This is a genomic window from Thiohalocapsa sp. (assembly GCF_022340605.1).
Taxonomy (GTDB): Bacteria; Pseudomonadota; Gammaproteobacteria; order Chromatiales; family Chromatiaceae; genus Thiohalocapsa.
Genome location: NZ_JAJDNQ010000047.1, coordinates 1 through 24938, shown reverse-complemented (window position 1 = coordinate 24938; position 24938 = coordinate 1). Strand labels below are relative to the sequence as shown.

Genomic DNA, 24938 nt, shown 5'->3' with positions numbered 1-24938 from the left:
CAAGCACAATCAACGGCCGGTGTAGCGGCTGGCCAGGAGCTGGATAGCATCGCGATTGGTCCAGGAGCCGGTGAGCCGCGCCGCCTGCGCCGCGGGCAGCCAGCGGTAACCGCTGTGCTCGCCGGGCGCGAGGCGGATGCAGCGCCGCGCCGGCAGCGGCAGCGCGAACCAGTGCTCGCGGTTAAAACAGACGCCAGGCCGATAGCGCGCCCGCCAGGCAGGCTTGATGGGAAATAGCCGGCTCTCGTGCAGATCGACCAGATCGCCGCCACCGATGAGCCCGGTCTCCTCGCGCAGCTCCCGCAGCGCGGCAGCGCGCGGTGTCTCACCCGGCCGCAGGCTGCCCGTGACCGACTGCCAGAAGTGCGGCGGCTGCACCCGGTCCAGCAGCAGGAACTCGCCGGCCCAGGTGAAGACCACGACGAGGACGGAGATGGGGCGTTTCCGCCCCGCTTTCGCCAACGCGAGATCCTCGACGCTTTCAGGGGTCATCTTGAAACACCAGGCACGAGCCCAAGCGGCTATTCAGCCCTCGGCCTGCGTCTCGAGCCGCCTGGCGAGAGCATCCAAGTCGGTCTCCGCCGGCGGATTCGCCGCCATCCAGGCATCGGCAGCCTCGAGACGCTCGCGCATCTCGGGCGTATGCAGCCAGGCATCCACGTCTTCGATGTCGCGCATCGCCGCCACCCCGATGATCCTCAGTGCACATGAGCGCAGCCAATGCCGGGTTCGGTGGGGAGGCCGGGCACCGAGGAGCCGACCCGAACTTCGCACTTCGCACTTCTTAGGCACGCAACCTGATCCGCAGCGCCAGCTCGTGCAGCTGCGCCTCGTCCACCGCGGAGGGGGCGTCGGTGAGCAGGCAGGACGCCGTCTGGGTCTTCGGGAAGGCCATGACGTCACGGATGGAGTGGCTGCCGGTCATCAGCATCACCAGGCGGTCGAGGCCGAAAGCGATGCCGCCGTGGGGTGGGCAGCCGTACTTGAGCGCCTTGAGCAGGAAGCCGAAGCGGACATCGGCCTCCTCGTCGGTGATCTTGAGCAACCGGAACACGCGCCGCTGCACCTCCTCCAGGTGAATACGGATGGAGCCGCCGCCCACCTCGGTGCCGTTCAGCACCAGATCATAGGCGCGCGACTCGACGCCGCCGGGGTCGGACTCCAACCGATCGAGCTGGTCCTCCTTGGGTGCCGTGAAGGGGTGGTGCAGCGCCACCCAGCGGCCGGTGTGGGGGTCGTGCTCGAACATCGGGAAGTCCACGACCCAGAGCGGGCGCCAGCCATCCTCGGCGAGGCCGCGGTCGTGGCCGAGGCGGGTGCGCAGCGCGCCCATGGACTCGTTGACCACCTCGGCCTTGTCGGCGCCGAAGAACACCAGGTCGCCGTCCTGCGCCGCGGTGCGCTCCATGATGCCGTTGACGGCGCTATCGGGCAGGAATTTGAGGATGGGGGATTGCAGCCCCTCGCGGCCCTGCCCGGACCAATCGTTGACCTTGACGTAGGCGAGCCCCTTGGCCCCGTAGATGCCGACGAACTTGGTGTAGTCGTCGATCTCCTTGCGGGTCAGCTCGCCACCACCGGGCAGGCGCAGCGCCACGACGCGGCCCTCCGGGTCCGCCGCCGGGCCGGCGAAGACCTTGAACTCCACCTCATCCATCAGGTCGGCGACGTCGATCAGCTCCAGCGGCACGCGCAGGTCCGGGCGGTCGGAGCCATAGCGACGCATGGCCTCGGCGTAGGTCATGCGCGGGAAGGGCTCCGGCAGGTCCACGTCGAGCACCTGCTTGAACAACTGCCGGATCATCTGCTCCATCAGGCCGGTCAGCGCCATCTCGTCGAGGAAGGATGTCTCGATGTCGAGCTGGGTGAACTCGGGCTGGCGGTCCGCGCGCAGGTCCTCGTCGCGGAAGCAGCGCGCGACCTGATAGTAGCGGTCGAAGCCCGACATCATCAGCAGCTGCTTGAACAGCTGCGGCGACTGCGGCAGGGCGTAGAACTCGCCCGGATGCACGCGGCTCGGGACCAGGTAATCGCGGGCGCCCTCGGGGGTGGACTTGGTGAGGATGGGAGTCTCGATGTCCAGGAAGCCCTCGGCATCGAGGAAGGCGCGCAGGGCGGCGGTGACGCGCGAGCGGATACGCAGGCGCTCCTGCATCTCCGGGCGGCGCAGGTCGATGTAGCGGTAGCGCAGCCGCACCTCCTCGGAGGTATCGGTGTGGTAGTCCTCAAGCTGGAAGGGCGGCGTCTCGGCGCGGTTCAGCACCGTCAGGTCCAGGGCCAGCACCTCCACCTCGCCGGTGGCCATGTTCGGGTTCTCGGTGCCGGCCGGGCGGCGGCGCACGCGGCCCTCGACCGCGAGCACGTACTCACTGCGGACTTGCTCGGCGAGCGCGAACATCTCGGGGCGGTCCGGATCGAACACCACCTGTACCAGCCCGCTGCGGTCGCGCAGGTCCACGAAGATCACGCCGCCGTGGTCGCGCCGGCGGTGCACCCAGCCGGTGAGCCGAACCGTCTCGTCGATGAGGCCGGCGTTGAGGTCGCCGCAATAGTGGCTGCGCATGGTGTTCGATCCCCTTGACCGTCGACGCCCGCCGCGTCACACGGGTTGAAAAACGCTTCGGGAGGAAGGTTTCGGGCGGCATAGGGCCGGCCGAAAAAACGAACCAAGATAGCGCTGCGCCGAGAGTGGCGCAAGCGCTCGGCGACCGGGGTCAACCCGGGGTCAACCCGGGGTCAGCCCGGAGCCGCAGCCTTCGGCGCGGATGGCTTCGCTTCGGACGCCGGCTTCGCGGCGGACGGTTTGTCGCCGCCGGGCTTGGGTGCGCCCGCGGCCTGGCCGGCTTCCTTGGACTTGTCGCCGCCCTTATCGGCGGCAGCGACCTTCTCCTTGGGCTTGTCGTCCGTCTGGTGCAGGTTCTTCTTGCCGTCCTTTTTGAAGTCGGTCTCGTACCAGCCGCCGCCCTTGAGCCGAAAAGCGGCGGCCGTCAGTTGCTTCTTCAGCGCGGCCTCACCACAGGCAGGGCAGTCGGTCAGGGGCGCATCGCTGAGCTTCTGCAGCGCGTCCAACTCGTGGCCGCAGGCCTCGCAGCGATAGGCATAGATAGGCATGGTCGGGTCCTCAAAAGGGCAAATCGATCAACCCTCCCATGGTACGGTTTGCGCGCAGCGATTCAATGTCCCGAACACGACGGAGGCGATCATGAACCTCAAGCTTACCTCTCCGGCCTTCACCGACGGTGGGCGGATTCCGCGCGAGCACACCTGCGAGGGCGCCGACACCTCGCCCCAGCTCGACTGGCAGGGCGTCCCGGCAGGCGCCAAGAGCCTGGCCCTGATCGTCGACGACCCAGACGCACCGGACCCGGCCGCGCCGCGCATGACCTATGTCCACTGGGTGCTCTACAACCTGCCACCCGCTGACGGCAGCTTACCCGCGGCAATACGCAACGATCAGCTGCCGGCAGGCAGCCAGTCCGGTCTGAACGACTGGGGCCGGCCCGGCTATGGCGGCCCCTGCCCGCCCATCGGCCGCCACCGCTACTTCCACAAGCTCTACGCCCTGGACACCGTGCTGAAGGGGCTGGACCGGCCCACCAAGGCCCAGCTCGAGGCGGCCATGGCCGGTCACGTGCTGGCCGAGACGGCCCTGATGGGCACCTACCAGAAGGGCGACTGAGCATGCGGCAGCCGCAACCCACGGGGACGCCGGGCAGCATCCTGATCACCGGCTGCTCCAGCGGCATCGGCCACGCGTGCGCCCACGGCCTGGCGGCGCGCGGCTGGCGAGTCATCGCCTCGGCGCGCAAGCCGCAGGACGTCGAGCGGCTGGGGACGGAGGGTCTCACCGCCGTCCAGCTCGACCTGGACGACCCGGAGAGTATCCAGGCCGGGCTCGACGCCGCGCTCGCGCACACCGGCGGGCATCTGGATGCGCTGTTCAACAACGGCGCCTATGGCCAGCCTGGCGCCGTAGAAGACCTGACCCGGACCGTCTTGCGCGCCCAGTTCGAGACCAACCTGTTCGGCTGGCACGACCTGACCTGCCGGGTCATCCCCATCATGCGCACTCAGGGGCACGGGCGCATCGTGCAAAACAGCTCCGTGCTGGGGCTCATCGCCCTGCCCTATCGCGGTGCCTACGTGGCGAGCAAGTTCGCCTTGGAGGGACTCACCGATACGCTGCGGCTGGAGCTCGCCGGCAGCGGCATCAGGGTGTCGCTCATCGAGCCCGGGCCCATCCTGAGCCGCTTCCGCGACAACGGCTATGCCGTGTACCAGCACACCATCGACGCCGAGCACAGTGTCCACCGCGCCACCTACGAGCGCATGGTGCAGCGGCTCACCATGGAGGGTCCGGTGCAGCCCTTCACGCTGCCGCCGGAGGCGGTGCTGAAGAAACTGGTCCATGCCCTGGAGAGCCCGCGGCCGCGACCGCGCTACTACGTGACCTTCCCCACCTACCTGATGGGCACCCTGCGGCGCGTGCTCGGCACGGGCGCGCTGGACCGGGCGCTGAAGCGGATCGCCCGCGGCGGGCGCGGCTGACGCACCTGCCCAGATCGGGCTGAGGAACGCAGCCCGACACAGCGCCGGATGGAACTAGTGCCCCGTTTCAGCCAATTTTGCAGGAGTCAACCCGGGTGAGGGCGGAGCCGAGGAACCGGGTCGAAGTCTCTGCTCGTGGTCGTTGTCGTGGTCGTGACCGGATACTCGACAACGACAACGACAACGACAACGAAAGCAAAGTTGGGAGAAACGCTCCAATAGGCCCTTGTTGCATGCCGGGAGTCGATCGACGCGGCATTCGCCGCCTCATGCCGTTGTCGGTCTTGAGGCAGCGCCTCGCGAGCGGTTGTCTTCACGCCCTCTCAGACCGGCGCCGCCAGTTCCACCGGGTGCGCCTCGCTCTGGGCGAAGTAGCGGCGCAGGAACTCGTCGAAGTCGATGTCGTCGGCCGCCTCGATGGCACGCTGGCGATCCAGCGACGTGGCGGCCAAGTCCATGAGCCAGGCAACCCGCTCCGGCGACGGCGGCGCGGCCAGAAAGGTCTTGCGGTGCTGCTCGGTGAGCCGGCGCGCGAATTGCGCAAAACCCTCGCCGCGCTCGCGCATCTCGGCCAACATGCGCGCGGACGGCGTCAGCTCCGGGTCGAGCACCTTGGCCCGCTGCGCGGCCAGCCCACGGCAATAGTCGCCGCCACGCCCGTCATCTAGGCTACCGTCCAGCAGCTCCGCGAGCGGCTGCATGGCGTCCAGCACCCGCAGTGCCCAGTCGCGCAGCGTCAGTGAATCGGCCCCCGCCCGCAGTCGCAGCCCCGGCTCCCGGCCGCGGTGGGCGGCCAGCACTTGGTTGGCGTCGATGGCACGGCGCTCGCGCGCGTCGATGCGCGGGCCGTCCGCCAGCAGGCTGTAGAGCATGAAGAGCCTGAGAAAGCCCATCTGCTCCGCGTCGATGCCGAGCGGGTGGCAAGCATTCACGTCCACCGAGCGCAGCTCCACGTAAAGCACCCCGCGGCGGCGCAGCGCCAGGGTCGGGCGCTCCATCCAGTCGGTGAGCTGCTTCGGGCGGACGGTGCTGTAGTACTCGTTCTCGATTTGCAGCACATGGTCGTTGAGCTGTTCGTAGCGGCCGTTGACCTTGACGCCGATGGTCTCGTACTGCGGGCAGGGCGTCTCGATGGCCCAGGTGAGGCTCCTGATGTAGGCATCCAGGCTGTCGTAGCAGGCCTTCATGCCGGTGCCGGCTTCCTGGCGGTTCTGATAGCCGATGTCGCCCATGCGCAGCGAGGTGGCATAGGGGTAGAAGAAGGTGGTGGCGTCGAAGGATTCCAGGTCCGTCGCGGCGTTCTGCACGAAGCTCTTGCACACCGCGGGCGAGGCACCGAACAGGTAGGGCACCAGCCAGCCTAGCCGCTGCAGGTTGCGCACCATGCCCATGTAGCCGTCGGCACGCAGCGCCTGCTCGCCGCCGGCATCGGCCCCGCCCGGGCGGGCGTCCGCACGCGCCGCAAAGCCGGGCAGTCCCGGAAGCCGTTGCCACAGCCGGTCGTCAACGGAGTAATTGAAATGCACGCCGGCGATGACCTGCATCACCCGCCCGTAGCGGTTGCCCAGCCCACGGCGGTAGACGGTCTTCATGCGCCCGGCATTGGAGCTGCCGTACTGCGCGAGCGGGATCTGGGCGCCGCCATGCAGCACACAGGGCATGCTGGTAGCCCACAGGCGCTCGTCGCCGATCCGACCGTAGACGAAGCGGTGCAGGTCGTCCAGCAGCGCCAGCACCTCCTGCGAGGACGCCAGCGCCGGCGTCACCAGCTCCAGCAGCGCCTCGGAAAAATCCGTGGTGATGCAGGGATGGGTGAGCGCCGAGCCGAGCGCCGGCGGGTGGGGGGTTGTGGCCACCGAGCTGTCGGCGGTGACCCTGAGCGCCTCTTTCTCCAGCCCGACGCGGCCGCCGGCGAGGATGGCGCGGCCCTCGGCGTCGGTGAACGCGTCGAGGACCCCCGGCGCCAGCGCGCAGACGAGGTTGGGATGCATATTCAGTCGCGCATGGCTGCCCGCGGGCGCTCGCTCGCGTTGCTCGCGACGATCTCGTCGGCCAGGATGCGCGCGGCCTCTTCTGACTGGATGCGGTCGATGGCGTCCTGCTGGCGCTCCAGGGCGTCTTCATCCACGTTGTCCGCGTCCTCGTCCACGGGCTTGATGCCCCGCGCGAGGAGGAAACGATCACGCTCTTGCTTCAGCACCTGGTCCCGGTGCTCGGACTCGCGGCGACGCTGGCTCTCTTGCAGCGACACCTCCTTTTCACCGTTGATCTCGCTGAGCAACTGACCGCGGGACGACAGCATGCGGAAACCGTCGTCCTGCCGAGTGCGCTCGGCCGAGCGCTGACGCAGCCAATCGACGTCTACCGGCTTGTACTTGGCATAGCGCGCCGGGCGAATGCGGTCCCATGGCAAGGCGTTTTTCAGCGAGCGCTCGCCCTGGTCGTCCGTCTCCGGGCCCAGGTCGAAGCGGATATCCGGCTCGACCCCCTTGAGCTGAGTGCTGCCGCCGCTGACGCGGAAGAACTCCGCCATGGTGAGACGCAACCGGCCGAGCTCCTCGGCGTTGCCGGGCACATAGCGGTCGAGGTCGATGAGGGTCTGCACCGTGCCCTTACCGAAGGTTGGCTCACCGATGATGAGGCCACGGCCGTAGTCCTGGATGGCGCCGGCGAAGATCTCCGACGCGGACGCGCTGTTGCGGTCCACCAGCACCGCCAGCGGCCCAGAGTAGACCACGCCCGGGTCCGGGTCCGTCTCCACGTCCACCTTGCCGAGCGCGTCCTTCACCTGCACCACCGGGCCCTGGTCGATGAAGAGCCCCGTGAGCGATGTCGCCTCCGCCAGAGAGCCCCCACCGTTGCCGCGCAGATCGATCACCAGGCCGCTGATGCCCTTCACCTGCAGCTCTTTGATGAGCCGGCGCACGTCCCGGGTGGTGCTGGTGAAATTGCGGCTGCCCTCGGACTCGGCACGGAAGTCACGGTAGAAGGCGGGCACCACGATGACCCCGATGCGCAGCGACGGCGCGTTCTTGAGATCGTCGATGACGTACGAGTGGGCGGCCTGGTCCTCCAGCTTGATCTCGTTGCGCACCAGCTCGACCTCGCGCGTGCGTCCCCCGGAACCCGCCGACTTGGGCAGGATCTCGAGCCGCACCACTGAGCCCTTCGGCCCGCGGATCTTGTCCACCACGTCTTGCAGGCGCCAGCCGATCACGTCCTCCACCTCGCCGTCGTGGCCCTGCGCGACGCCGACGATGCGGTCACCGCTCCCGATCTGGCCGCTCTGCCGGGCGGGCCCGCCGGCAATGGTGCGCTGGATGACGGTGTACTCATTCTCGGCGCTGAGCACGGCGCCGATGCCCTCCAGCTTGAGGCGCATGCTGATGTCGAAGTTCTCCGACGTACTCGGCGACATGTAGCTGGTGTGCGGCTCCAGCGTGCGCGTGTAGGCATTCACGAAGGCCTCGTAGACATCGTCGGCTGTGAACTGGTGGATGCGCCGGGAAATGCCCTCATAGCGCTTGCGCAGCTGGTCACGGATCTGGTCGTCCGGATCGTCGGCGAGTTTCAAGGTCAGAAAGTCGTACTTGACACGCTTGCGCCAGATGGCGTCCAGTTCGGCGTCGCTCTTGGCCCAGTCGGCGTGCTCGCGGTCGAAGAGGTAGGTCTCCGGGCGATCGAAATCGAACTTCTGGCTCAGCAGCGACAGCGCGTACTCGATGCGGCTGTCCACGCGCATGCGATAGACGCGGAAGATGTCGAAGGCAACGTCGAGTCGACCCTGGCTCAGGTCGTCGTCGAGCCGGTCCGCGCCGCGGGTGAAGCGCTCCACGTCGCGGTCGAGGAAGAAGGAGCGGTTCGGGTCGAGGTCTTCGAAATAATTGAGCAGTGTGTTCCGCGCAAAGTCGTCGTCGAGATGGAAGTTGCGGTAGTGGAACCGCTCCAGGACCTTATTGATAACCAGCGTGGTCTTGGCCTGGCGTTCCGACGGGAACAGCTCGGACATGCCGACGGGCGTGAACTCCGCCACCGCGGCACAGGAGACGCACAGCCAGACCGCTGCCAGCACCAGCAGGACGCCCAAGCGCCGGTGGCGCGGCCAGCGCGACCCCGGACCGCCCGCGGTGGAGGTGTCTCGCGTGCCGCCTGCACCGGCGTTGTGGTGGACCGGCGGGTAGCCGGCGGCGGAGCGACCGGGAAAGGAGAAGAATCGCAGCATGCTTGTCTCAGCCATCGATGGGCTCGGTAAGGATTCGGGCGTCGTGGACGGCAGTGTCGGAAGCACCGTCCAAGCACCGACAGTAACGATAGATCCCAATAAGTTCAACGACACAGCGGGCTATCCGCCGATCACGCCGGGAGTAAATGCCGGGTTTTGACCGCCGGCGAGCCCGGGAATTCCGCGCACCCGCACCTTCAACCGGCGCTCCTCGTGAGCCAAATCAGCGTCGCCATGCGCCCCGTGCGCCCGTCGCGCCGATACGAGAAGAAGCGCTCCCGATCGCTCAGGGTACAGAGGTCGCCGCCACTGACGGCGCTGACCCCCGCCGCGGAGAGCCGCAGCCGGGCCAGCGCGTAGAGGTCCGCAAGCCAGCGATCGCCGGCACCCGCGCGGAACGCCGACGCGGCCGCCGCGTCCTGTTGCAGGAAGGCCGCGCGCACCTCCGGCCCAACCTCGAAGCGCGCCGGACCGATGGCGGGGCCGAGCCAGGCCAGAAGCTCGGACCCGGGCACGCCGAGCCGCGCCAGTGTCGCCTCGATAACCCCCCGATGCAGCCCCCGCCAGCCGGCGTGCACCGCCGCGCAGGTGGTGCCAGCGCGGTCGCACAGCAGGAGCGGCAGACAGTCCGCAGTGAGCACGGCGCACACACGGCCAGGCGCCCGGCTCACCGCCGCGTCGGCCACCGGCGGCTCACCGCGGGCCGCGGCAGGGCCGCGGTCCGCCGACACCGCCTCGCAGCCATGCACCTGAGACAGCCACAGCGGCTCGGCCGGGAGGTCCAGCACAGCACGCAGACGCCGTCGGTTGGCAGCCACGGCCGCAGCGTCGTCGCCGACGTGCGCGGCGAGGTTCAGCGACGCGAACGGGCCACCACTGACCCCGCCGCGGCGTGTGCTGGTGCAGGCGCGGACGTTGGCGGGCGCCGGCCAGTCCGGCAGGATGAGCTCATCGGTGGTCATGGCGGGCCTCGAGCACGGTCAGCAACGACGCAAGGTCGGCCGCCATCGGCACCTCCCAGGCCATGGGCGTGCCGGTCTGCGGATGCACCAGGCCGAGCCGGATGGCATGCAATGCCTGGCGCGGAAAGGAGTGCGGCGCGGCGTTGCCAGCCACGGCACGTCTGCCATACACCGGATCGCCCACCAGCGGATGACCGATGTGGGCCATGTGCACCCGGATCTGATGGGTGCGCCCGGTCTTGAGGCGCACGGCGAGCAGCGTGTAGCCGGCGTAGCGCGCCAGCACCCGGTAGTCGGTGACGGCAGGCTTGCCCGAGCCCACCACCGCCATCGCCGTCCGCCGCACCGGGTGGCGCCCAATGGGCGCATCGACCGTGCCGCCGGCGCTGAGCTCGCCCACCGCCAGCGCACGATACTCGCGGACGACGGTGCGCTCGCGCAGCTGATCCACGAGCGACTTGTGTGCCAGCAGTGTCTTCGCCACCACCAAGAGACCGCTCGTATCCTTGTCGAGCCGATGCACGATGCCGCAGCGCGGCAGCGCGGCCAGCGCGGGCGCGTGGTGCAGCAGCCCGTTCAGCAGGGTGCCCGACCAATTGCCGGCGGCCGGGTGCACCACCAGCCCGGCCGGCTTGTCGATGGCCAACAGGTGCGCATCCTCGTACACGACATCGAGGTCCATGGCCTCGGGGGCGTGCGCCTCCAGGTCCGGGAGCCAGGCGCGAATGCGCACGCGCTCGCCGCCGAGGACCCGGGCGCTGCGCTTGGTCGGCCGCCCATCGAGCTCTACCATGCCGGTGTCGATCCAGCCCTGGATGCGCCCGCGGGAGAAATCCGGCAGACGCCCGGCCAGTACCTGGTCGAGACGCTGGCCGGCATGCGACGGGGCGATACTGAGCACCCTGTCGATGAAAGTGCCTCGCGTGTCGGACGCCGTGTCCGTCAAGTCGGCGTCGTCACCGTCGACGGATAGCTGTTCTGTGTCACTCACCTAAGATTCGCTACAATGCTGGGCTTTGTTGCAACCTGCCACGGGGCGTCGATGCGCGCAGCCCTGCTAATCTTTCTGCTCGCTATCGGTCTTTCCGGCTGCGGCATCATCGGCAAAGACTACGATGAGACCGAGGGCTGGAGCGCCGCCGAGCTCTATAACAAGGCCGCCAAGGAACTGGACTCGGGCGACTACAAACGCGCGATCGAGCTCTACGAGAAGCTCGAGACCCGCTACCCCTTCGGTCGCTATGCGATGCAGGGGCAATTGGATGTCGCCTACGCCCACTACAAGGCGGAAGAGCCCGAGGAGGCCATCGCCGCCGCGGACCGCTTCATCAAGCTGTATCCGCAGAATCCGTACGTGGACTATGCCTACTACCTGAAAGGCATCGTCAACTACAACCGCAGCGTCGGCTTCGTGGACCGCCTCCTGCCAACCGATCAGTCACAGCGCGATCCGGGTTCCGCGCTAGACGCGTTCGAGGACTTCGCCGAGTTGGTGCGGCGCTTCCCGAACAGCAAGTATGCCGCGGACGCACGCCAACGCATGCTCTACCTGCGCAACAACCTCGCCCAGAGCGAGGTGAACGTAGCGCGCTACTACATGAAGCGCGGCGCCTACCTGGCGGCCGCCAACCGGGCGCAGTACGTGATCGAGCGCTTCCAGCGCACGCCCGCGGTGGAGGAGGCGCTGGAGGTACTGATCGATGCCTACGATCGACTCGGCAAGAAAGACTTGGCGGCGGATGCCACCCGCGTGCTGGAGCTGAACCGCCGCGAGGGGCGGTTCGTCAAGGAAACCACCCCGCCGGGCGAGGTCAGCTTGAGCCGGCGCCTCTGGAATTATCTGGGACTGGACGAGAACTAATGCCGGCCACATCCGGGCCGGCGCCGGCGCCGGCGAGACACCCCGCGCCGCCGCCATGCCCCGGACCGGCCGGCCCGGATTCACCGACGCAGGTCCATGCGCCGGTGCGCCGTCAGGCTGAACGGGGCCGGTGAGCTGCCGGGTGGGTGAGCCAGGCCGGCTGGACCAAGGCGGCTGGGCTGAGCTGGCCGGGTGAGCCAGACGATCAGCCGGGCCGCTAAGCCAGGCGGATGAGCCAGGCGGGCGAGCCAGGCGGGCAAGTTGGGGATGCCGTCGAGTCCAAACGGCCGGATAAGCTAAGCTGCCCGAACCCCGGCCGGCGGTCGCGGCTCTCAGACGGCGGCCTCGTTCTCCTCCCCCGTGCGGATGCGCACCACGCGGTCGACGCTGCTGACGAAGATCTTGCCGTCACCGATCTTGCCCGTGCGGGCCGCCTTGGTGACCGCCTCGACACAGACATCGAGCTGCTCGTCGGCGACCACCAGCTCGATCTTCACCTTGGGCAGGAAATCCACGACGTACTCGGCGCCGCGGTAGAGCTCGGTGTGGCCCTTTTGGCGGCCGAAGCCCTTGACCTCGATGGCAGTCATGCCGGTGATGCCCGCCTGTGACAGCGCCTCGCGCACGTCGTCGAGCTTGAATGGCTTGATAATGGCTTCGACTTTTTTCATCGGGTCCTCCGGCTGGAAATCTGGACAGGCAACGAACCGAAGTATAAGAGCGCACCGCCGTCGGCACCAGCCGCAGGCCACGCCGGCTTCCACAAGCTCGAACCGGGTTGTTCCAGTCCTGCTGCTCCGCCGGCGGCGTGGGTCAGTTCCTCAAGGCGCGCCGGTCGCGGCACCGAGAGTGCCGCTCCCACAAGCCGCTCCCGCACGGGCCGCGCCCATAATCAGCCGCTCAAGGCCGCGGCGACCGCCGCGCCCATCTCCGCCGGCGAGCGGACCGTGGTGACGCCGGCGTGGTCGAGGGCGCGATACTTGCCCTCGGCGGTGCCGGCACCGCCGCTGACGATGGCCCCGGCATGGCCCATGCGCTTGCCCGGCGGTGCCGTGACACCGGCGATGTAGGCCACCACTGGCTTTGTGATCCGCTCGGCGATGTGGGCGGCGGCCCGCTCCTCGGCATCGCCGCCGATCTCCCCCACCAGCAGCACCGCCTCGGTCTGCGGGTCGTCCTCGAACAGCGCCAGGCAGTCGATGAAGTCCAGCCCCCCGATCGGGTCGCCGCCAATGCCGATGCAGGTGCTCTGGCCGAGACCGGCGACACTGGTCTGGTGCACCGCCTCGTAGGTCAGCGTGCCCGACCGGGAGACGATGCCGACACGCCCCGGGCTGTGAATGGGGCCCGGCATGATGCCGATCTTGCACGCCCCCGGGGTGATGATGCCGGGGCAATTGGGGCCAATCAGCACGCAGTCGCGTCCGCTGAGCGCGGCGCGCACGCGCAGCATGTCCAGCACCGGAATGCCCTCGGTGATACACACGATGACGCGGATTCCCGCGTCCGCTGCCTCCATGATCGCGTCCGCGGCGAAGGGCGCCGGCACGTAGATCATGCTGGCATCGGCACCGGTGGCGGCTACCGCATCGTGAACGGTGTCGAACACCGGCCGGTCCAGGTGACGCTGACCACCCTTGCCTGGCGTGACCCCGCCCACCAGCCGCGTGCCGTAGGCGATGGCCTGCTCACTATGAAAGGTGCCCTGCTTGCCGGTGAAGCCCTGGCAGATGACCTTGGTGTCGGCGTCGACCAGCACACCCATGTCGGTGCTCCCGGATGTAGCCCAAAAACGCAGAAATATGCAGCGTGAGCCGCTAGGCAGAAAGCCTGCCAGGGCAACGCTGACGCACGAAAAACGCACCGATCCGAATCCGAATCGGGATCGAAATCGGCATCGATCTTGACAGACCTGACCAACACGCAGCGCCTAAGCGGGTCCGCGCGCCGCGGCGACCGCGAGCCGGGCCGCCTCCGCCAGGCTGCTGGCGGTGGTCAGCGCCAGGCCGCTGGCGGCCAGTAGCGCCAGCCCCTCGGCGGCCCGGGTGCCCTCCAGGCGCACCACCAGCGGTACGTCCAGCGCCACCTCGCGGGCGGCGGCGATGATGCCCTCGGCGATGAGATCGCAGCGGACGATGCCGCCGAAGATGTTCACCAGCACCGCGCGCACGCTGCCATCACTGAGGATCAGCTTGAAGGCCTCGGCGACGCGCTCCGCGTTGGTGCCGCCGCCGACGTCGAGGAAATTGGCGGGCGCACCGCCGTGAAGCTGGACCAGGTCCATGGTGGCCATGGCCAGGCCGGCGCCATTCACCATGCAGCCGATGTCGCCGCTGAGCGCGATGTAATTGAGCTGGTGCTCGGCTGCCGCGAGCTCGCGCGGGTCGGCCTGCGCCGGGTCGCGCAGCGCGGCAAGGTCGGCATGGCGGTAGAGGGCGTTGTCATCGAGGTTGACCTTGGCGTCCAGCGCCAGCAGCGCACCGTCGGCCGCGACCACCAGGGGGTTGATCTCCACCAGGCTCGCATCGGCCGCCTGCAGCAGCCGGTCCATGCCCTGCATCAGCTTGGCCAGCTCGCCCACCTGCGCCTTGTCGAGCCCGAGCCCGTAGCCGAGCCGGCGCGCCTGCCAGGGCAGCAGCCCGATGACGGGGTCCACGCGGGTCAGCAACAGGCGCTCCGGTGTCTCGGCGGCAACGGTCTCGATGTCCATGCCGCCGGCGGCGGAGGCCATGAAGGCCACCCGGCCCGCGGCGCGGTCCACCAGTGCGGCGAGATACAGCTCCCGCTCGATCTCGGTGGCCGTCTCCACCAGCACCTGCACCACCGGCAGCCCGTCCGCGGCGCTCTGATGGGTGACCAGCCGTGAACCGATCAGCGCCTCGGCGGCGGCGCCCACCTGCGCGATGTCCACACAGCGCCGGATACCGCCCGCCTTGCCGCGACCGCCCGCGTGTACCTGGGCCTTCACCACCCAGGCCGAGCCGCCCAGCGCCCGGGCCGCCGTCATTGCCTCGTCGGCGCCGCGCGCCACCCGTCCCGGCGGTACCGGAACACCGTAGCGCGCCAACAGCGCTTTGGCCTGAAACTCATGCAGGTTCATGGGTGGGTCCGCTGACGATGGACTGGGGGCCGAGTGCTCATCCGGCTATTCTGTGCCAACCCATCGGCAACTGGCAAAGGCGAGCGAAATCTTGTCACGGAGCATGACCGGCAACCCTGCCGGGATCGGCCACCGGCAAAACCGTGGCGACCCGACCCAACGGGTGTTCCGCGCGGACAGCGCCCTGACCTGGCTGTTCCTGTACCGGCTGGTACTGGCGGCGCTGCTCGCGCTCCTGTTCTCTTATCCGGAAGAGCAGCCCTGGCTGGGGACAGAGGCCACCACCACCCCTGCGCGCATTCTCCTCGCCTTGGAGGGCCTGTCGATCCTGGTCGGCGGCCTGATGATGGGCGCGGCGCGGCCGATGCGTGAGCAGCAGATCCAGCTCGCGATCTTCCTGGACATCGTCGTCTACACCCTGTTGATGCATCTCGCCGGCGGCGTCGCGAGCGGTCTCGGCCTGCTGCCGGCCATTGCCGTCATCGCCGGAGCCATCCTGATGGAGGGCCGACTGTCGCTGTTGTTCGCATCACTGGCGACGCTCGCCGTCATCACCCAGCAGGTCTACTCGGAGCTCTATGTCGGCACCCAGGCGGGCACCTACACCCAGGCGGGGCTGCTCGGGCTGACCTACTTCGCCGTGGCCCTGCTGGCGCACGTGATGACGCGGCGCCTGCGCGAGACCGAGCGCATCGCCGCGCGGCGCAAGCTCGACATCGCCGACCTGTCACGGCTCAACGAGTACGTGATCCAGCGCATGGCCATGGGCGTCGTCGCCATCGACGGCGAGCGCCGGCTGCTGCTGCTGAACAACGCCGCGCGCCAACTGCTGGGCGCGCCAAAGGCGGAGCCCGGCGACAGCCTGTTCCTGCTCGCCCCGGCGCTGCGGGACTGGTTCCTGCGCCGGCTGCGCGACGGCGGCCGCGGCGCGGATGAGGACGAACTGGTGCAGCTCGGCGATTCGGAGGTGCTGCCGAGCCTCACGCTGCTCGGCGAGAGCCGCGCCAACGGCGCACTCATCTACCTGCGCGATCACCGCGAGCTGCTGCGCCAGGCACAAGAGATGAAGCTCGCCGCCCTCGGCCGGCTCACCGCCAGCATCGCCCACAACATCCGCAACCCGCTGTCGTCGGTGACCCATGCGGCGCAGCTGCTGGCGGAATCCGACACCATCTCCGAGGCGGACGCCAATCTGCTCGCCATCCTCGAGCGCAATGCGCTACGCATCGACGAGACGGTGACCAGCATCCTGGAGCTCTCCCGGCGCCATGCCGCCGAGCGCACCGACATCAACCTCGCCACCTGGCTCGAAGGCTTTGCCGACGAATATCGCGACAACCACCCCGACTGCGCTGATCGCCTGCACGTGCGTACCGACGTGGCATCGCTGCAGCTGCGCATCGACACGCGGCATCTGGGCCAGATCCTGCGCAACCTCTGCGACAACGCCTTCAAGCACGGCGCGCGCGGCGGCATGCCGGCGCAGACGGTGCTGCGCGCCGGGCGCGACGCACAATCCGGAACAACCTACCTGGAGGTCGTGGACGACGGACCGGGCATCCCGAAGGAGAACCGCCGACAAGTGTTCGAGCCCTTCTTCACCACGTCGACAAGTGGCACAGGTCTCGGTTTGTACATCGCGCGGGAGTTGGCGGAAGCGAATGGCGTGCGCTTGGAGTATATTGTCCAAGAGCCGACGGAAGGCCGCTTTCGCTTGACGTTTGGACCAGTACTCATGGATTCGCCGGAGGCGGACACGACCGCCTGAAGCAGCCACCTGAAGCCGCCGCCTAGAGCAGCTCGGGCCGCCAACAGGGCTCGCCTGCGGCACCGCGGCCACGCGGGCGCACACCATCACCGGCTGGGACGACCATCGCATCGCGGCATCATCCATCATGTCTCAGTTTCGACCGCGGTCCGGCTGTGGCGCCGGCAGCGGTCGCAAGACACCTGCACCGACATCATGAGCCGAGCCACAGCGCTGATCGTCGACGACGAACCCGACATCCTGGAACTGGTCAGCATCACCTGCGCGCGGCTTGGCGTCGACGCCGCCACCGCCGGCAACCTGAACCAGGCCCGCGCGCTGCTGGCGCAGCGCAGCTTCGATCTCTGCCTCACAGACATGCGCCTACCGGACGGCGACGGCATCGAGCTGGTGCGCGAGATCGGCGAGCACCACCCGGAGACCCCGGTCGCCGTCATCACCGCCTACGGCAACATGGAGTCCGCCGTCGCCGCGATGAAGGCAGGGGCGTTCGATTTCGTCGCCAAGCCGGTGGACCTACACGTGCTGCGCGACCTCATCGGCGCCGCCCTCAGGCTGCACGCGCCGTCCGCCGCCACCAGCGCCGACGGCAGTGACTGCGGCCTGCTCGGCACCTCGGCGCACATGCAGGAGATCCGCGCGCTCGTCGCCAAGCTCGCCCGCAACCAAGCGCCGGTGTTCATCGGTGGCGAGAGCGGCACCGGCAAGGAGCTGGCGGCACGGCTGATCCACGCCCTCGGCCCGCGGGCCGAGGCATCCTTCGTGCCGGTCAACTGCGGCGCGATTCCGGGCGAGCTGGTGGAGAGTGAGCTCTTCGGCCACCGCAAGGGCAGCTTCACCGGGGCCGTGGCCGACAAGCAGGGCCTGTTCCAGGCGGCCCGCGGCGGCACCCTGTTCCTGGACGAGATCGCGGACCTGCCGCTGCCGATGCAGGTGAAGCTGCTGCGCGCCATCCAGCAGAAGAGCGTCCGCCCGGTGGGCGCGGAGCAGGAGATCCCGGTGGACGTGCGCATCATCAGCGCCAGTCACCACGATCTGAAGCAAGCCGTTGACCGCGGCGCCTTCCGCCAGGACCTCTTCTACCGGATCAACGTCATCGAGCTCTGCATCGCGCCGCTGCGCGAGCGCATCGAGGATATCGACGTGCTCGCCACGCACATCCTCGGGCGCATCGCCGGGCAGGGCGGAGGCGAGCCGCAACGCCTTTCCGAGGCGGCGCGCCAGGCGCTGCATGGCCATGACTTCCCCGGCAACGTCCGTGAGTTGGAGAACATCCTGGAACGCGCCACGGCCCTGTCCGACGCGCCCGTGCTGGACGTCGCCGACCTGCGCTTGCCCCAATTGCATGCACCGTCGCAGGCACCGCCGCAGGGCCATGCGCAGGCCGGCGCCGCCGGCAACGACCCGCCCGAGCGCGCGGCGCCGGCAACGGAGACGGCTGCGGAGCAGCCCACCGCGCAGGGCGCGAGCGGCGCCGACATCGACATCGGCGACCGCCCACTGGAGGCAAAGCTGGACGAGATCGAGAAAAAGGCCATACTCAAGGCCCTGGATACCACCCACTGGAACCGCACCGCCGCGGCCAAGCTGCTCGGCATGACGCCGCGCTCGCTGCGCTACCGCCTCGGCAAGCTCGGGCTGGACTGAACGCCCAACGCGTCCGTTTCACCGCGCAGCCGCGCTCCAGGGTGCCGCCACGGAGCCGGCACGGGTGCTGCCGGCATGCGCATCGCCCGGCAGCCGTTCAGCCGCAACCGCCGGGTGCCCGAGCCGTGTCAGCCGCCACCAGCCTCCCCGCCGCCTCCCCTTTCGCGCACTGGTTTCGCCAGTGCACGCCCTACATCCATGCCCACCGCGGCCGCACCTTCGTCATCGCCTTCGGCGGCGAGGCCCTGGACGACCCACAACTGCCGGCGCTGGTACACGACATCGCGCTGCTGCACGGCCTCGGTATCCGGCTGATACTCGTGCACGGCGCCCGCCCGCAGATCGAGCGCCGACTGGCCGAGCGCGGCACGGAATGGCGCTACGCCGGTGATCTGCGCATCACCGACGATGCCGCGCTCGCCTGTGTCAAGGACGCCGCCGGCAGCGCGCGGGTGGAGTTGGAGGCGCTCCTGTCCATGGGTCTCGCCAACTCGCCCATGGCGGGGGTGCGCATCCCTGTGGCCTCCGGCAACTTCGTCATCGCCCGCCCCATCGGCGTGCTCGACGGCGTGGACTACATGCACACTGGCAAGGTGCGGCGCATCGACCGCGACACGCTCAAGTCCGCGCTGGACGCCGGCGCCGTGGCGCTGATGCCGCCCATCGGCTACTCCCCCACCGGCGAGGTGTTCAACCTCGCCGCGGCGGACGTGGCGCGTGCGGCCGCGGTGGCGCTCGGCGCGGACAAGCTCATCTTTCTGGTGGAGGGCGACGGCATCACCGGCACCGATGACGCGCCGGCGTCCAACCTGCTCGCCGCCGACGTGGACGCCCTGCTCGCCGCCGACCCCAACCCACCGGAGGAGCTGGCTCAGGCGCTGCGCGCCGGCGCCGACGCCTGCCGCAGCGGCATCCGCCGCGTGCATCTGATCCCGCGCGGCCAGGACGGCGCCCTGCTACAGGAGCTGTTCACCCGCGACGGCGCCGGGACCCTGATCTCCGACCGGCCCTTCGAGGAACTGCGCCCCGCGCGCATCGACGACATCCCTGGCATCCGCGCGCTGCTGGAGCCGCTGGAGCAGGCCGGCGTGCTGGTGCCGCGCCCGCGCGAGGACCTGGAGCCCGTCATCGACCGCTTCTCGGTCACCGAGCGCGACGGCACCGTCATCTCCTGCGCGGCCCTGTTCTGCTGGCCCGAGCAGGGCATCGGCGAGCTCGCCTGCGTGGCCGTGCACCCGGACTACCGGGCGCGTGGGCGCGGCGACAAACTCCTGGCGCGCATGGAGGCGCTGGCCCGCGAGCGCGGCCTGAGCCGGCTCTTCGTGCTCACCACCCAGACCGCGCACTGGTTCCGCGAGCGCGGCTTCGAGCCGGCCACCGTGGATGCCCTGCCGCCCGACCGGCGCGCCGCCTACAACGCGAAGCGCAATTCCCAGGTCTATCTCAAGGATCTGCGCGGCCATACCTAGCAAGGCCCTGCCTCAGACCGACAACGCTGCGCTTAACCTGCCGAGCCTTCACGCCAGGCTCAACGCCATCGCACCCGAGCGCTTCGCGGTGACCTGGCAACGCGCCTGGTCCTGGTACCCCCCGCACATCGAGATCCGCGGGCTCGCCGCGGACGGGCAAACCCCGGATCTCCAATGGCAATTGGACACGCCGGACGTCGCTGCGTCGGTGTCGCCCTGGGCGCTGCTGCGCGGAACAGTGCACCTGCACCACATCCGGCTGCGGAATCCCGATCTGCGCCTGCGTCCCCGACTGCAGACGCAGAGCGAAGATGCAGCGACGGCCCGTGCCCTGCGGGACTTCTATCCGGTGATCCGCAACCGCGACCCAAACGCACCCGCGGGGCCGCCCGTGACGGGCAGCCCCACACCCATGCTCGTCCTCGACGACATCCGTATCGAGGGAGGTATCACGCTCTGGCTGGCACAGTTGCGCGCAGCACTCGACGGCCGGCTCGGCTGGTCGCTCGACATCGATACCAACAGGAATACGCTGACCATCGCTGGCGCCGATCTGGACCTGAAGCTCCGGCGGCTCGCCATTGCAGACGAGCCCCCGGTGGCCGACGCGGGTTGGCTCCGCGGCGAGGCGGGGCTGCCCAATGTCGCTCTCGACGCCTTGGACGGCGTCACGCTACTGCAGGCGTTGTCCGTCGACGCGCGGATGGACCTGCCGCTGGCAAGCCTGCACTTCCTGAACCTCTATCACGGCGCGGCGCAGGACCTGGAACTGTCCGGCCGCGGCCGCATGCGGGGCCGGCTGCACCTGACCCGCGGCGACCTGCGCCGGGACACGACCCTGACGGTCACGGCCGACCCCCTCGGCGTGCACCTGGGCGGACTGCGCTTTGACGGCGATGGCACCATCGAGCTGCGGGATCAGCCCGACGACGCCGGCGACATGACCATCCGCTTCGCGGCGGTGGATGCCTTCGTGCACCGGGCCGACACCGAAGCGCCGCAGCCGCTCTTCCGCGGCCGCGATCTGGCGCTCATGATCGACCTGCCGGAAGAGGTCCGCCCCGAGGCATCCGCACGCGCAGCGACCCGGCTCATCCTCGACATCCCGCCCGTGCAGGTGCCGGACCTGGCCGCGCTGGAGCGGCTGCTGCCGGCCAAGTGGGGCCTTCGGGTGCACGGCGGCACTGGCAGACTCACGGGTCACGCCAGCGTCAGCCGTGAGGCCCTGGCGCTTGATCTGCGGGTCACCTCCCGCGACGCCGACCTCGCCCACGGCGATGTGCGCTTCGCCAGCGACCTCGACCTCAGACTTCGGGCACATGGCCACGAGGCTGGCGGCGCCGCATTGGACCTAGCTGGCAGTCATCTCAGGCTCGACCGCGCGCATGTCACCGTCGCCGACGACCTTGGCCGGGGCACCGTCTGGAATGCTCGCCTCGCTATCACTGACGGCCACTTCGCGGTGCCGCTACCGGGCGCCGATGCCTCACGGCCCGAGGATCAGGGCGCGGGGAACCAGGACGCCGGCAGACCCCCGCCATCGGCCGCCGACGGGGCGATGCTCTACCTCGCGCGGCGGGTCGGCCGCGACGGCTTCGGCGCGCTGCTTGCGGCGGCCGACGGTCGACTCGACGCGCGTCTCTCGGTTTCGGAGTTGGACTGGATCGCGCGCCTGCTGCACCGACCCTTCGGCCTCAGCCTGACCGGCGGCGGCGAGCTGGATCTGGATCTGCGGCTCGCCGATGGCCTAGCGGCCGCGGGCACGTCCCTCGTCGGCCGGCCAGGTGAGCTTACAGTAACCCTGCTGGAGCACGTCGCCACCGGTGCCGGCCGGCTGGAGCTGGCCGTGGCGCGCGGCGACGCGCGGCCGGACCTGGACCTCTTCGCGGCCATCGACGACGGCCGGCTACGCCGCAGCGACGAGGCCGAGGCGCTGGTGGACCAGGTCCGGTTCGAGGTCGCCGCCCGCGCCCGCTTCGATGCCGATGCGGCGGCCGTCACCGAGGCGGACCTGCGCATCCCGCGGGCGCGCCTGCGCGATCTCACCGGCCTCAACGCCTACCTGCCGGCGCACAGCGGCGTCGCCTTCACCGCCGGCACCGCGGACCTGACCGCCGACCTCGCGCTACAGCCCGACGCCGCCACCGGCCAGCTCCTGCTGGTAGCCGAGGGGCTGCGGGCGACAGCCGGCGGCGAGGCCATCCGCGGCGACCTGCGCGCGGAGATCGCCGTCCACGGCGGCGAGCCCGAGGACCTCGCCTTCGACATCACGGGCTCCGCCCTGGTGCTGGACCGGGTGCGCGTGGACGGCGCCGTCGCCGACGCCACCGACCCCGATTGGCACGCACGCCTGGAGCTCAAGGACGCGCGGGTGGACTGGCAGAAGCCCCTGACGCTGGCGGCCAGCGCGAACGTCACCATCAAAGACGCCCGCCCCCTCGTCCCCATCATCGACAACCTGCGCGGCACCCATGGCTGGATCGACAACCTGAACCAAGTGCACGACATCGCCGGCCACGTCCAGCTCTCGCTCGACGGCAGCCGCAGCCTGGTGTCCCACGCCATGCTAGGCAGCCAGGAGCTGAACCTGGGCGTCAAAGGCGTCGCCGAGCCCGCGGGGCACGAGGGCGTCCTCTACGCGCGCTGGCGGCGCCTGTCGGGCCTGCTTGCAGTGCGCGGGGACCAGCGGCGCTTCGACATTTTCGATGCACGGGCCAAGTTCGATGCCTATCGCCCCGGCGAAGCCTCGCCGCCGATCGAGGTCGTCGCCGGGCGGCTCGATGCAACCGGCACCCTGTCACAACGCAGTGAGGGCGCACTGATGAGGGTGGCCATGCCTGAGCACAAATCGAGGCCGACCGACGCCGGTGGGGTTACAGCAACGGCTGCGGCCGATGCAGTGCTGCGGGCGCAAATCCCAGCGCTGGCCGAGATGCCGACCGCCGCACCCGGCGAGATCCCGGCCGTTGGCGAGGCCGGCAGCTTTACGGCCATGCCGCGCACGGACGCGCACCGGTCACTGCGCCCTCGGCCAAGCGCCGAGGCGCACCACCGGAGACACGAGCCGGCCATTGCCGGCTCGCTTGCGCCGTTCGCCGAGGGCGGCCCCTGACCAGCGTTCCCCCGGACGTTGCATAGGCAGCCGAGACTGCTGCCCGTCACCGCTGTCGCAACCCAGCCATCCGGCATACACTCCGCACCGCGGCGGCGCCACCCAGTTATCCACTCGGGAACTGACAGCGGCATCTGCCCGCCCGCGGCGGCGGCCCCGCCGGGCACTGCAATGGGCCTCAGTGCAGATGATCACCCGCAAGAAGAACGGCCCGAAGCGCATCGGCTTCGTGTCCACCCGCATCAGGGGCACCGACGGTGTCAGCCTCGAAATCGAAAAATGGGCAGCCGTGCTTGAGGCCATGGGCCACCGCTGCTTCTACATCGCCGGGCTCTGCGACGACCGCCCGCCCGAGCGCCGCCACATCATCCCCGAGGCGCACTTCCGCCATCCCGAGATCGAGGTGCAGCAGAACTACCGTATCGGCGCGCAGTATCTCAGCTACCGGCGGGTGGCCGAGGAAATGCAGTCGCTGTTGTCCGCGCCGCACCTGGTGAGTCACGGCCTGGACCCGGAGCGCTGTTTCGCAACGGTCTGAGCCGCGGCAGCGCCCTGTCGCGGTCGCGCGCGGCGACCGTCCGGACCGGCGACTCAGCGGCTGCGTGGGCCATACGACTGGAGCCGGGAGCCCGCAGACGGTAGGCTGGTGGCCTGCGACTGCAACCCGGCAAGCTCATGACCAACCCCGCCCCGGCCTCATACCTCGCCCTGATCAGCGTCCACGGCCTGATCCGCGGGCAGAACCTGGAGCTCGGCCGCGATGCGGACACCGGCGGGCAGATCCTCTACGTGGTGGAGCTGGCCCGGGCGCTGGCGGCCCGGCCCGACGTGGACCGCGTCGACCTGTTCACCCGGCTGGTGGACGACCCGAACGTCAGCGGCGACTACGCCGAGCCCGTCGAGGATCTCGGCGACGGGGCACGCATCGTACGCATCGAGGCCGGGCCCGCGGGCTATCTGCCCAAGGAGCAGCTCTGGGACCACCTGGACGCCTTCTCGGACAACATGCTCGGCTTCCTGCGCGAGCAGGATGCCTTCCCGCAACTGGTGCACAGCCACTACGCCGACGCCGGCTACGTGGGTACGCGCATCACCGCGCAGCTCGGGGTGCCGCTGGTGCACACGGGGCATTCCCTGGGCCGCGTGAAGCGCCAGCGCCTGCTCGCCTCCGGCATCAAGCAGGAGACCATCGACGCGCGCTACAACATGGACCGGCGCATCAACGCGGAGGAAGAGACCCTCGGCGCCGCCGCGCTGGTGATCACGAGCACCACGCAGGAGATCGAGGAGCAGTACGGGCTCTACGACCACTACCAGCCCGAGCGCATGAGCGTGATCCCGCCGGGCACGGACCTGAAGCGCTTCCATCCACCGGACGGGCGCGAGCAGCGCGCCGCCATGACCCAGGAGCTGGGCCGCTTCCTGCACCAGCCGAGCAAGCCGATGGTGCTGGCGCTGTCGCGGCCGGACGAGCGCAAGAACATCGCCACGCTCATCGATGCCTATGGCGAGTCCGAAGAGCTGCAACGGGCGGCGAATCTGGTCGTCGTCGCCGGCAACCGCGACGACATCCGCGAGCTGGACGCGGGCGCACAGCAGGTGCTGACGGACATCCTGATCCTCATCGATCTCTACGACCTCTACGGCCGCGTCGCCTACCCCAAGCACCACACCGCCGACGAGGTGCCGGTGCTCTACCAACTGGCGGCCGCCTCCCGCGGTGTATTCATCAATCCCGCGCTCACCGAGCCATTCGGGCTCACGCTCATCGAGGCTGCCGCCAGCGGGCTGCCCATCGTCGCCACCGAGGACGGCGGCCCCATCGACATCGTCAAGCACTGCAGCAACGGCATCCTGGTGGACCCGCTGGACACTAAGGACATCACCAAGGCCCTGCTCAAGGTGCTGAGCGACCGCAACCGCTGGCGCCAGTTCGCGAAGAACGGCATCGAAGGGGTCAAGAAGCACTACTCGTGGCCGGCCCATGCGGAGAGCTACATGGCGGCGGTGATGCCGCTGCTGGAGCGGGTGGAACCGCCGCCGCGGGCGCCGGTGACGCGCCGGCCCATGCTCTACCACGACCGGGCCATCTTCACCGACCTGGACCAGAACCTGCTTGGCGATCTGGACGCCCTGGCGGAATTCATCCGCGTCATCCGCGAGAACCGCAAGTGCACCAGCTTCGGCATCGCCACCGGCCGGCGGCTGGACTCCGCGCTGACCCTCATGCGCCGCTATGGCATTCCACG

20 protein-coding genes are annotated in these 24938 nt (G+C 69.4%); 9 read left to right on the top strand and 11 right to left on the bottom strand.

Features of this window, described 5'->3' with window-relative positions; all coding sequences use genetic code 11:
* Positions 1-9: 9 nt before the first annotated feature.
* The 4 genes from nudB to LJE69_RS06055 all read right to left on the bottom strand — a co-directional run bounded on the left by nudB (position 10) and on the right by LJE69_RS06055 (position 3111).
* A complete protein-coding gene (nudB, locus tag LJE69_RS06070; RefSeq protein WP_296922673.1) occupies positions 10-492 on the bottom strand; it encodes a dihydroneopterin triphosphate diphosphatase in 483 nt (160 codons plus the stop codon).
* A gap of 33 nt (positions 493-525) precedes the next feature.
* Entirely contained in the window at positions 526-678 is a 153-nt protein-coding gene (locus LJE69_RS06065; RefSeq protein WP_296922671.1) for a hypothetical protein, read from the bottom strand.
* Between the two features lie 106 nt (positions 679-784).
* Positions 785-2563 carry an aspartate--tRNA ligase gene (gene aspS / locus LJE69_RS06060; protein ID WP_296922669.1) on the bottom strand — a complete coding sequence of 593 codons (1779 nt, stop codon included), beginning with the start codon at positions 2561-2563 and terminating at the stop codon, positions 785-787.
* A gap of 173 nt (positions 2564-2736) precedes the next feature.
* Entirely contained in the window at positions 2737-3111 is a 375-nt protein-coding gene (locus tag LJE69_RS06055) for an FmdB family zinc ribbon protein (RefSeq protein WP_296922666.1), read from the bottom strand.
* 91 nt (positions 3112-3202) lie between these two features.
* On the opposite strand from LJE69_RS06055, the gene LJE69_RS06050 reads away from it, so the two are divergent.
* Both LJE69_RS06050 and LJE69_RS06045 read left to right on the top strand, forming a co-directional pair.
* The gene (locus LJE69_RS06050) at positions 3203-3679 is read left to right on the top strand and encodes a YbhB/YbcL family Raf kinase inhibitor-like protein (protein ID WP_296922664.1); all 477 of its coding nucleotides are present in this window, start codon (positions 3203-3205) and stop codon (positions 3677-3679) included.
* Positions 3680-3681: 2 nt separating this feature from the next.
* Positions 3682-4548: an SDR family oxidoreductase gene (locus tag LJE69_RS06045; protein WP_296922662.1), complete on the top strand. Its 867-nt coding sequence runs from the start codon at positions 3682-3684 to the stop codon at positions 4546-4548.
* A gap of 323 nt (positions 4549-4871) precedes the next feature.
* On the opposite strand, the gene gshA is transcribed toward LJE69_RS06045, so the two are convergent.
* The 4 genes from gshA to rluD all read right to left on the bottom strand — a co-directional run bounded on the left by gshA (position 4872) and on the right by rluD (position 10642).
* Positions 4872-6539 (bottom strand): glutamate--cysteine ligase, encoded by a 1668-nt coding sequence (gene gshA / locus LJE69_RS06040; protein WP_296922659.1) that lies wholly within the window; start codon positions 6537-6539, stop codon positions 4872-4874.
* Positions 6540-6541: 2 nt separating this feature from the next.
* Complete coding sequence (locus LJE69_RS06035; RefSeq protein WP_296922656.1) at positions 6542-8785, bottom strand: carboxy terminal-processing peptidase; 2244 nt, start codon at positions 8783-8785, stop codon at positions 6542-6544.
* 182 nt (positions 8786-8967) lie between these two features.
* Positions 8968-9732 (bottom strand): peptidoglycan editing factor PgeF, encoded by a 765-nt coding sequence (gene pgeF, locus LJE69_RS06030; protein WP_296922653.1) that lies wholly within the window; start codon positions 9730-9732, stop codon positions 8968-8970.
* On the bottom strand, positions 9719-10642 hold the full coding sequence (rluD, locus tag LJE69_RS06025) for a 23S rRNA pseudouridine(1911/1915/1917) synthase RluD (protein WP_296922727.1): 924 nt from the start codon (positions 10640-10642) through the stop codon (positions 9719-9721). The genes pgeF and rluD overlap by 14 nt, the downstream gene beginning before the upstream one ends.
* A gap of 132 nt (positions 10643-10774) precedes the next feature.
* On the opposite strand from rluD, the gene LJE69_RS06020 reads away from it, so the two are divergent.
* Positions 10775-11593 (top strand): outer membrane protein assembly factor BamD, encoded by an 819-nt coding sequence (locus tag LJE69_RS06020; protein ID WP_296922650.1) that lies wholly within the window; start codon positions 10775-10777, stop codon positions 11591-11593.
* Positions 11594-11925: 332 nt separating this feature from the next.
* On the opposite strand, the gene LJE69_RS06015 is transcribed toward LJE69_RS06020, so the two are convergent.
* The 3 genes from LJE69_RS06015 to sucC all read right to left on the bottom strand — a co-directional run bounded on the left by LJE69_RS06015 (position 11926) and on the right by sucC (position 14693).
* Positions 11926-12264, bottom strand: coding sequence for a P-II family nitrogen regulator (locus tag LJE69_RS06015; RefSeq protein ID WP_296922647.1), 339 nt, complete (start codon positions 12262-12264; stop codon positions 11926-11928).
* Positions 12265-12485: 221 nt separating this feature from the next.
* Positions 12486-13358 (bottom strand): succinate--CoA ligase subunit alpha, encoded by an 873-nt coding sequence (gene sucD, locus LJE69_RS06010; protein ID WP_296922645.1) that lies wholly within the window; start codon positions 13356-13358, stop codon positions 12486-12488.
* 165 nt (positions 13359-13523) lie between these two features.
* Positions 13524-14693 (bottom strand): ADP-forming succinate--CoA ligase subunit beta, encoded by a 1170-nt coding sequence (gene sucC, locus LJE69_RS06005; protein ID WP_296922641.1) that lies wholly within the window; start codon positions 14691-14693, stop codon positions 13524-13526.
* 103 nt (positions 14694-14796) lie between these two features.
* Between sucC and LJE69_RS06000 the strand changes: the two genes are divergently transcribed.
* The 6 genes from LJE69_RS06000 to LJE69_RS05975 all read left to right on the top strand — a co-directional run.
* Positions 14797-16461 (top strand): ATP-binding protein, encoded by a 1665-nt coding sequence (locus LJE69_RS06000; RefSeq protein WP_296922638.1) that lies wholly within the window; start codon positions 14797-14799, stop codon positions 16459-16461.
* 195 nt (positions 16462-16656) lie between these two features.
* A complete protein-coding gene (locus LJE69_RS05995; protein ID WP_296922634.1) occupies positions 16657-18108 on the top strand; it encodes a sigma-54 dependent transcriptional regulator in 1452 nt (483 codons plus the stop codon).
* Between the two features lie 125 nt (positions 18109-18233).
* Positions 18234-19577 (top strand): amino-acid N-acetyltransferase, encoded by a 1344-nt coding sequence (argA, locus tag LJE69_RS05990; protein WP_296922632.1) that lies wholly within the window; start codon positions 18234-18236, stop codon positions 19575-19577.
* 88 nt (positions 19578-19665) lie between these two features.
* Positions 19666-22689, top strand: a complete 3024-nt coding sequence (locus LJE69_RS05985; protein ID WP_296922629.1) for a hypothetical protein — start codon at positions 19666-19668, stop codon at positions 22687-22689.
* A 187-nt stretch (positions 22690-22876) separates the two neighbouring features.
* A complete protein-coding gene (locus LJE69_RS05980; RefSeq protein ID WP_296922626.1) occupies positions 22877-23227 on the top strand; it encodes a hypothetical protein in 351 nt (116 codons plus the stop codon).
* Positions 23228-23364: 137 nt separating this feature from the next.
* Positions 23365-24938 (top strand): glycosyltransferase (locus tag LJE69_RS05975; protein ID WP_296922623.1); only part of this gene is annotated, 1574 nt, incomplete at its 3' end.

Bases quoted from the DNA above. Each gene is read 5' to 3' on its own strand.
- nudB (WP_296922673.1), bottom strand. From the start codon at position 492: ATGACCCCTGAAAGCGTCGAGGATCTCGCGTTGGCGAAAGCGGGGCGG.
- LJE69_RS06065 (WP_296922671.1), bottom strand. From the start codon at position 678: ATGCGCGACATCGAAGACGTGGATGCCTGGCTGCATACGCCCGAGATG.
- aspS (WP_296922669.1), bottom strand. From the start codon at position 2,563: ATGCGCAGCCACTATTGCGGCGACCTCAACGCCGGCCTCATCGACGAG.
- LJE69_RS06055 (WP_296922666.1), bottom strand. From the start codon at position 3,111: ATGCCTATCTATGCCTATCGCTGCGAGGCCTGCGGCCACGAGTTGGAC.
- LJE69_RS06050 (WP_296922664.1), top strand. From the start codon at position 3,203: ATGAACCTCAAGCTTACCTCTCCGGCCTTCACCGACGGTGGGCGGATT.
- LJE69_RS06045 (WP_296922662.1), top strand. From the start codon at position 3,682: ATGCGGCAGCCGCAACCCACGGGGACGCCGGGCAGCATCCTGATCACC.
- gshA (WP_296922659.1), bottom strand. From the start codon at position 6,539: ATGCATCCCAACCTCGTCTGCGCGCTGGCGCCGGGGGTCCTCGACGCG.
- LJE69_RS06035 (WP_296922656.1), bottom strand. From the start codon at position 8,785: ATGGCTGAGACAAGCATGCTGCGATTCTTCTCCTTTCCCGGTCGCTCC.
- pgeF (WP_296922653.1), bottom strand. From the start codon at position 9,732: ATGACCACCGATGAGCTCATCCTGCCGGACTGGCCGGCGCCCGCCAAC.
- LJE69_RS06020 (WP_296922650.1), top strand. From the start codon at position 10,775: ATGCGCGCAGCCCTGCTAATCTTTCTGCTCGCTATCGGTCTTTCCGGC.
- LJE69_RS06015 (WP_296922647.1), bottom strand. From the start codon at position 12,264: ATGAAAAAAGTCGAAGCCATTATCAAGCCATTCAAGCTCGACGACGTG.
- sucD (WP_296922645.1), bottom strand. From the start codon at position 13,358: ATGGGTGTGCTGGTCGACGCCGACACCAAGGTCATCTGCCAGGGCTTC.
- sucC (WP_296922641.1), bottom strand. From the start codon at position 14,693: ATGAACCTGCATGAGTTTCAGGCCAAAGCGCTGTTGGCGCGCTACGGT.
- LJE69_RS06000 (WP_296922638.1), top strand. From the start codon at position 14,797: ATGACCGGCAACCCTGCCGGGATCGGCCACCGGCAAAACCGTGGCGAC.
- LJE69_RS05995 (WP_296922634.1), top strand. From the start codon at position 16,657: ATGAGCCGAGCCACAGCGCTGATCGTCGACGACGAACCCGACATCCTG.
- LJE69_RS05980 (WP_296922626.1), top strand. From the start codon at position 22,877: ATGATCACCCGCAAGAAGAACGGCCCGAAGCGCATCGGCTTCGTGTCC.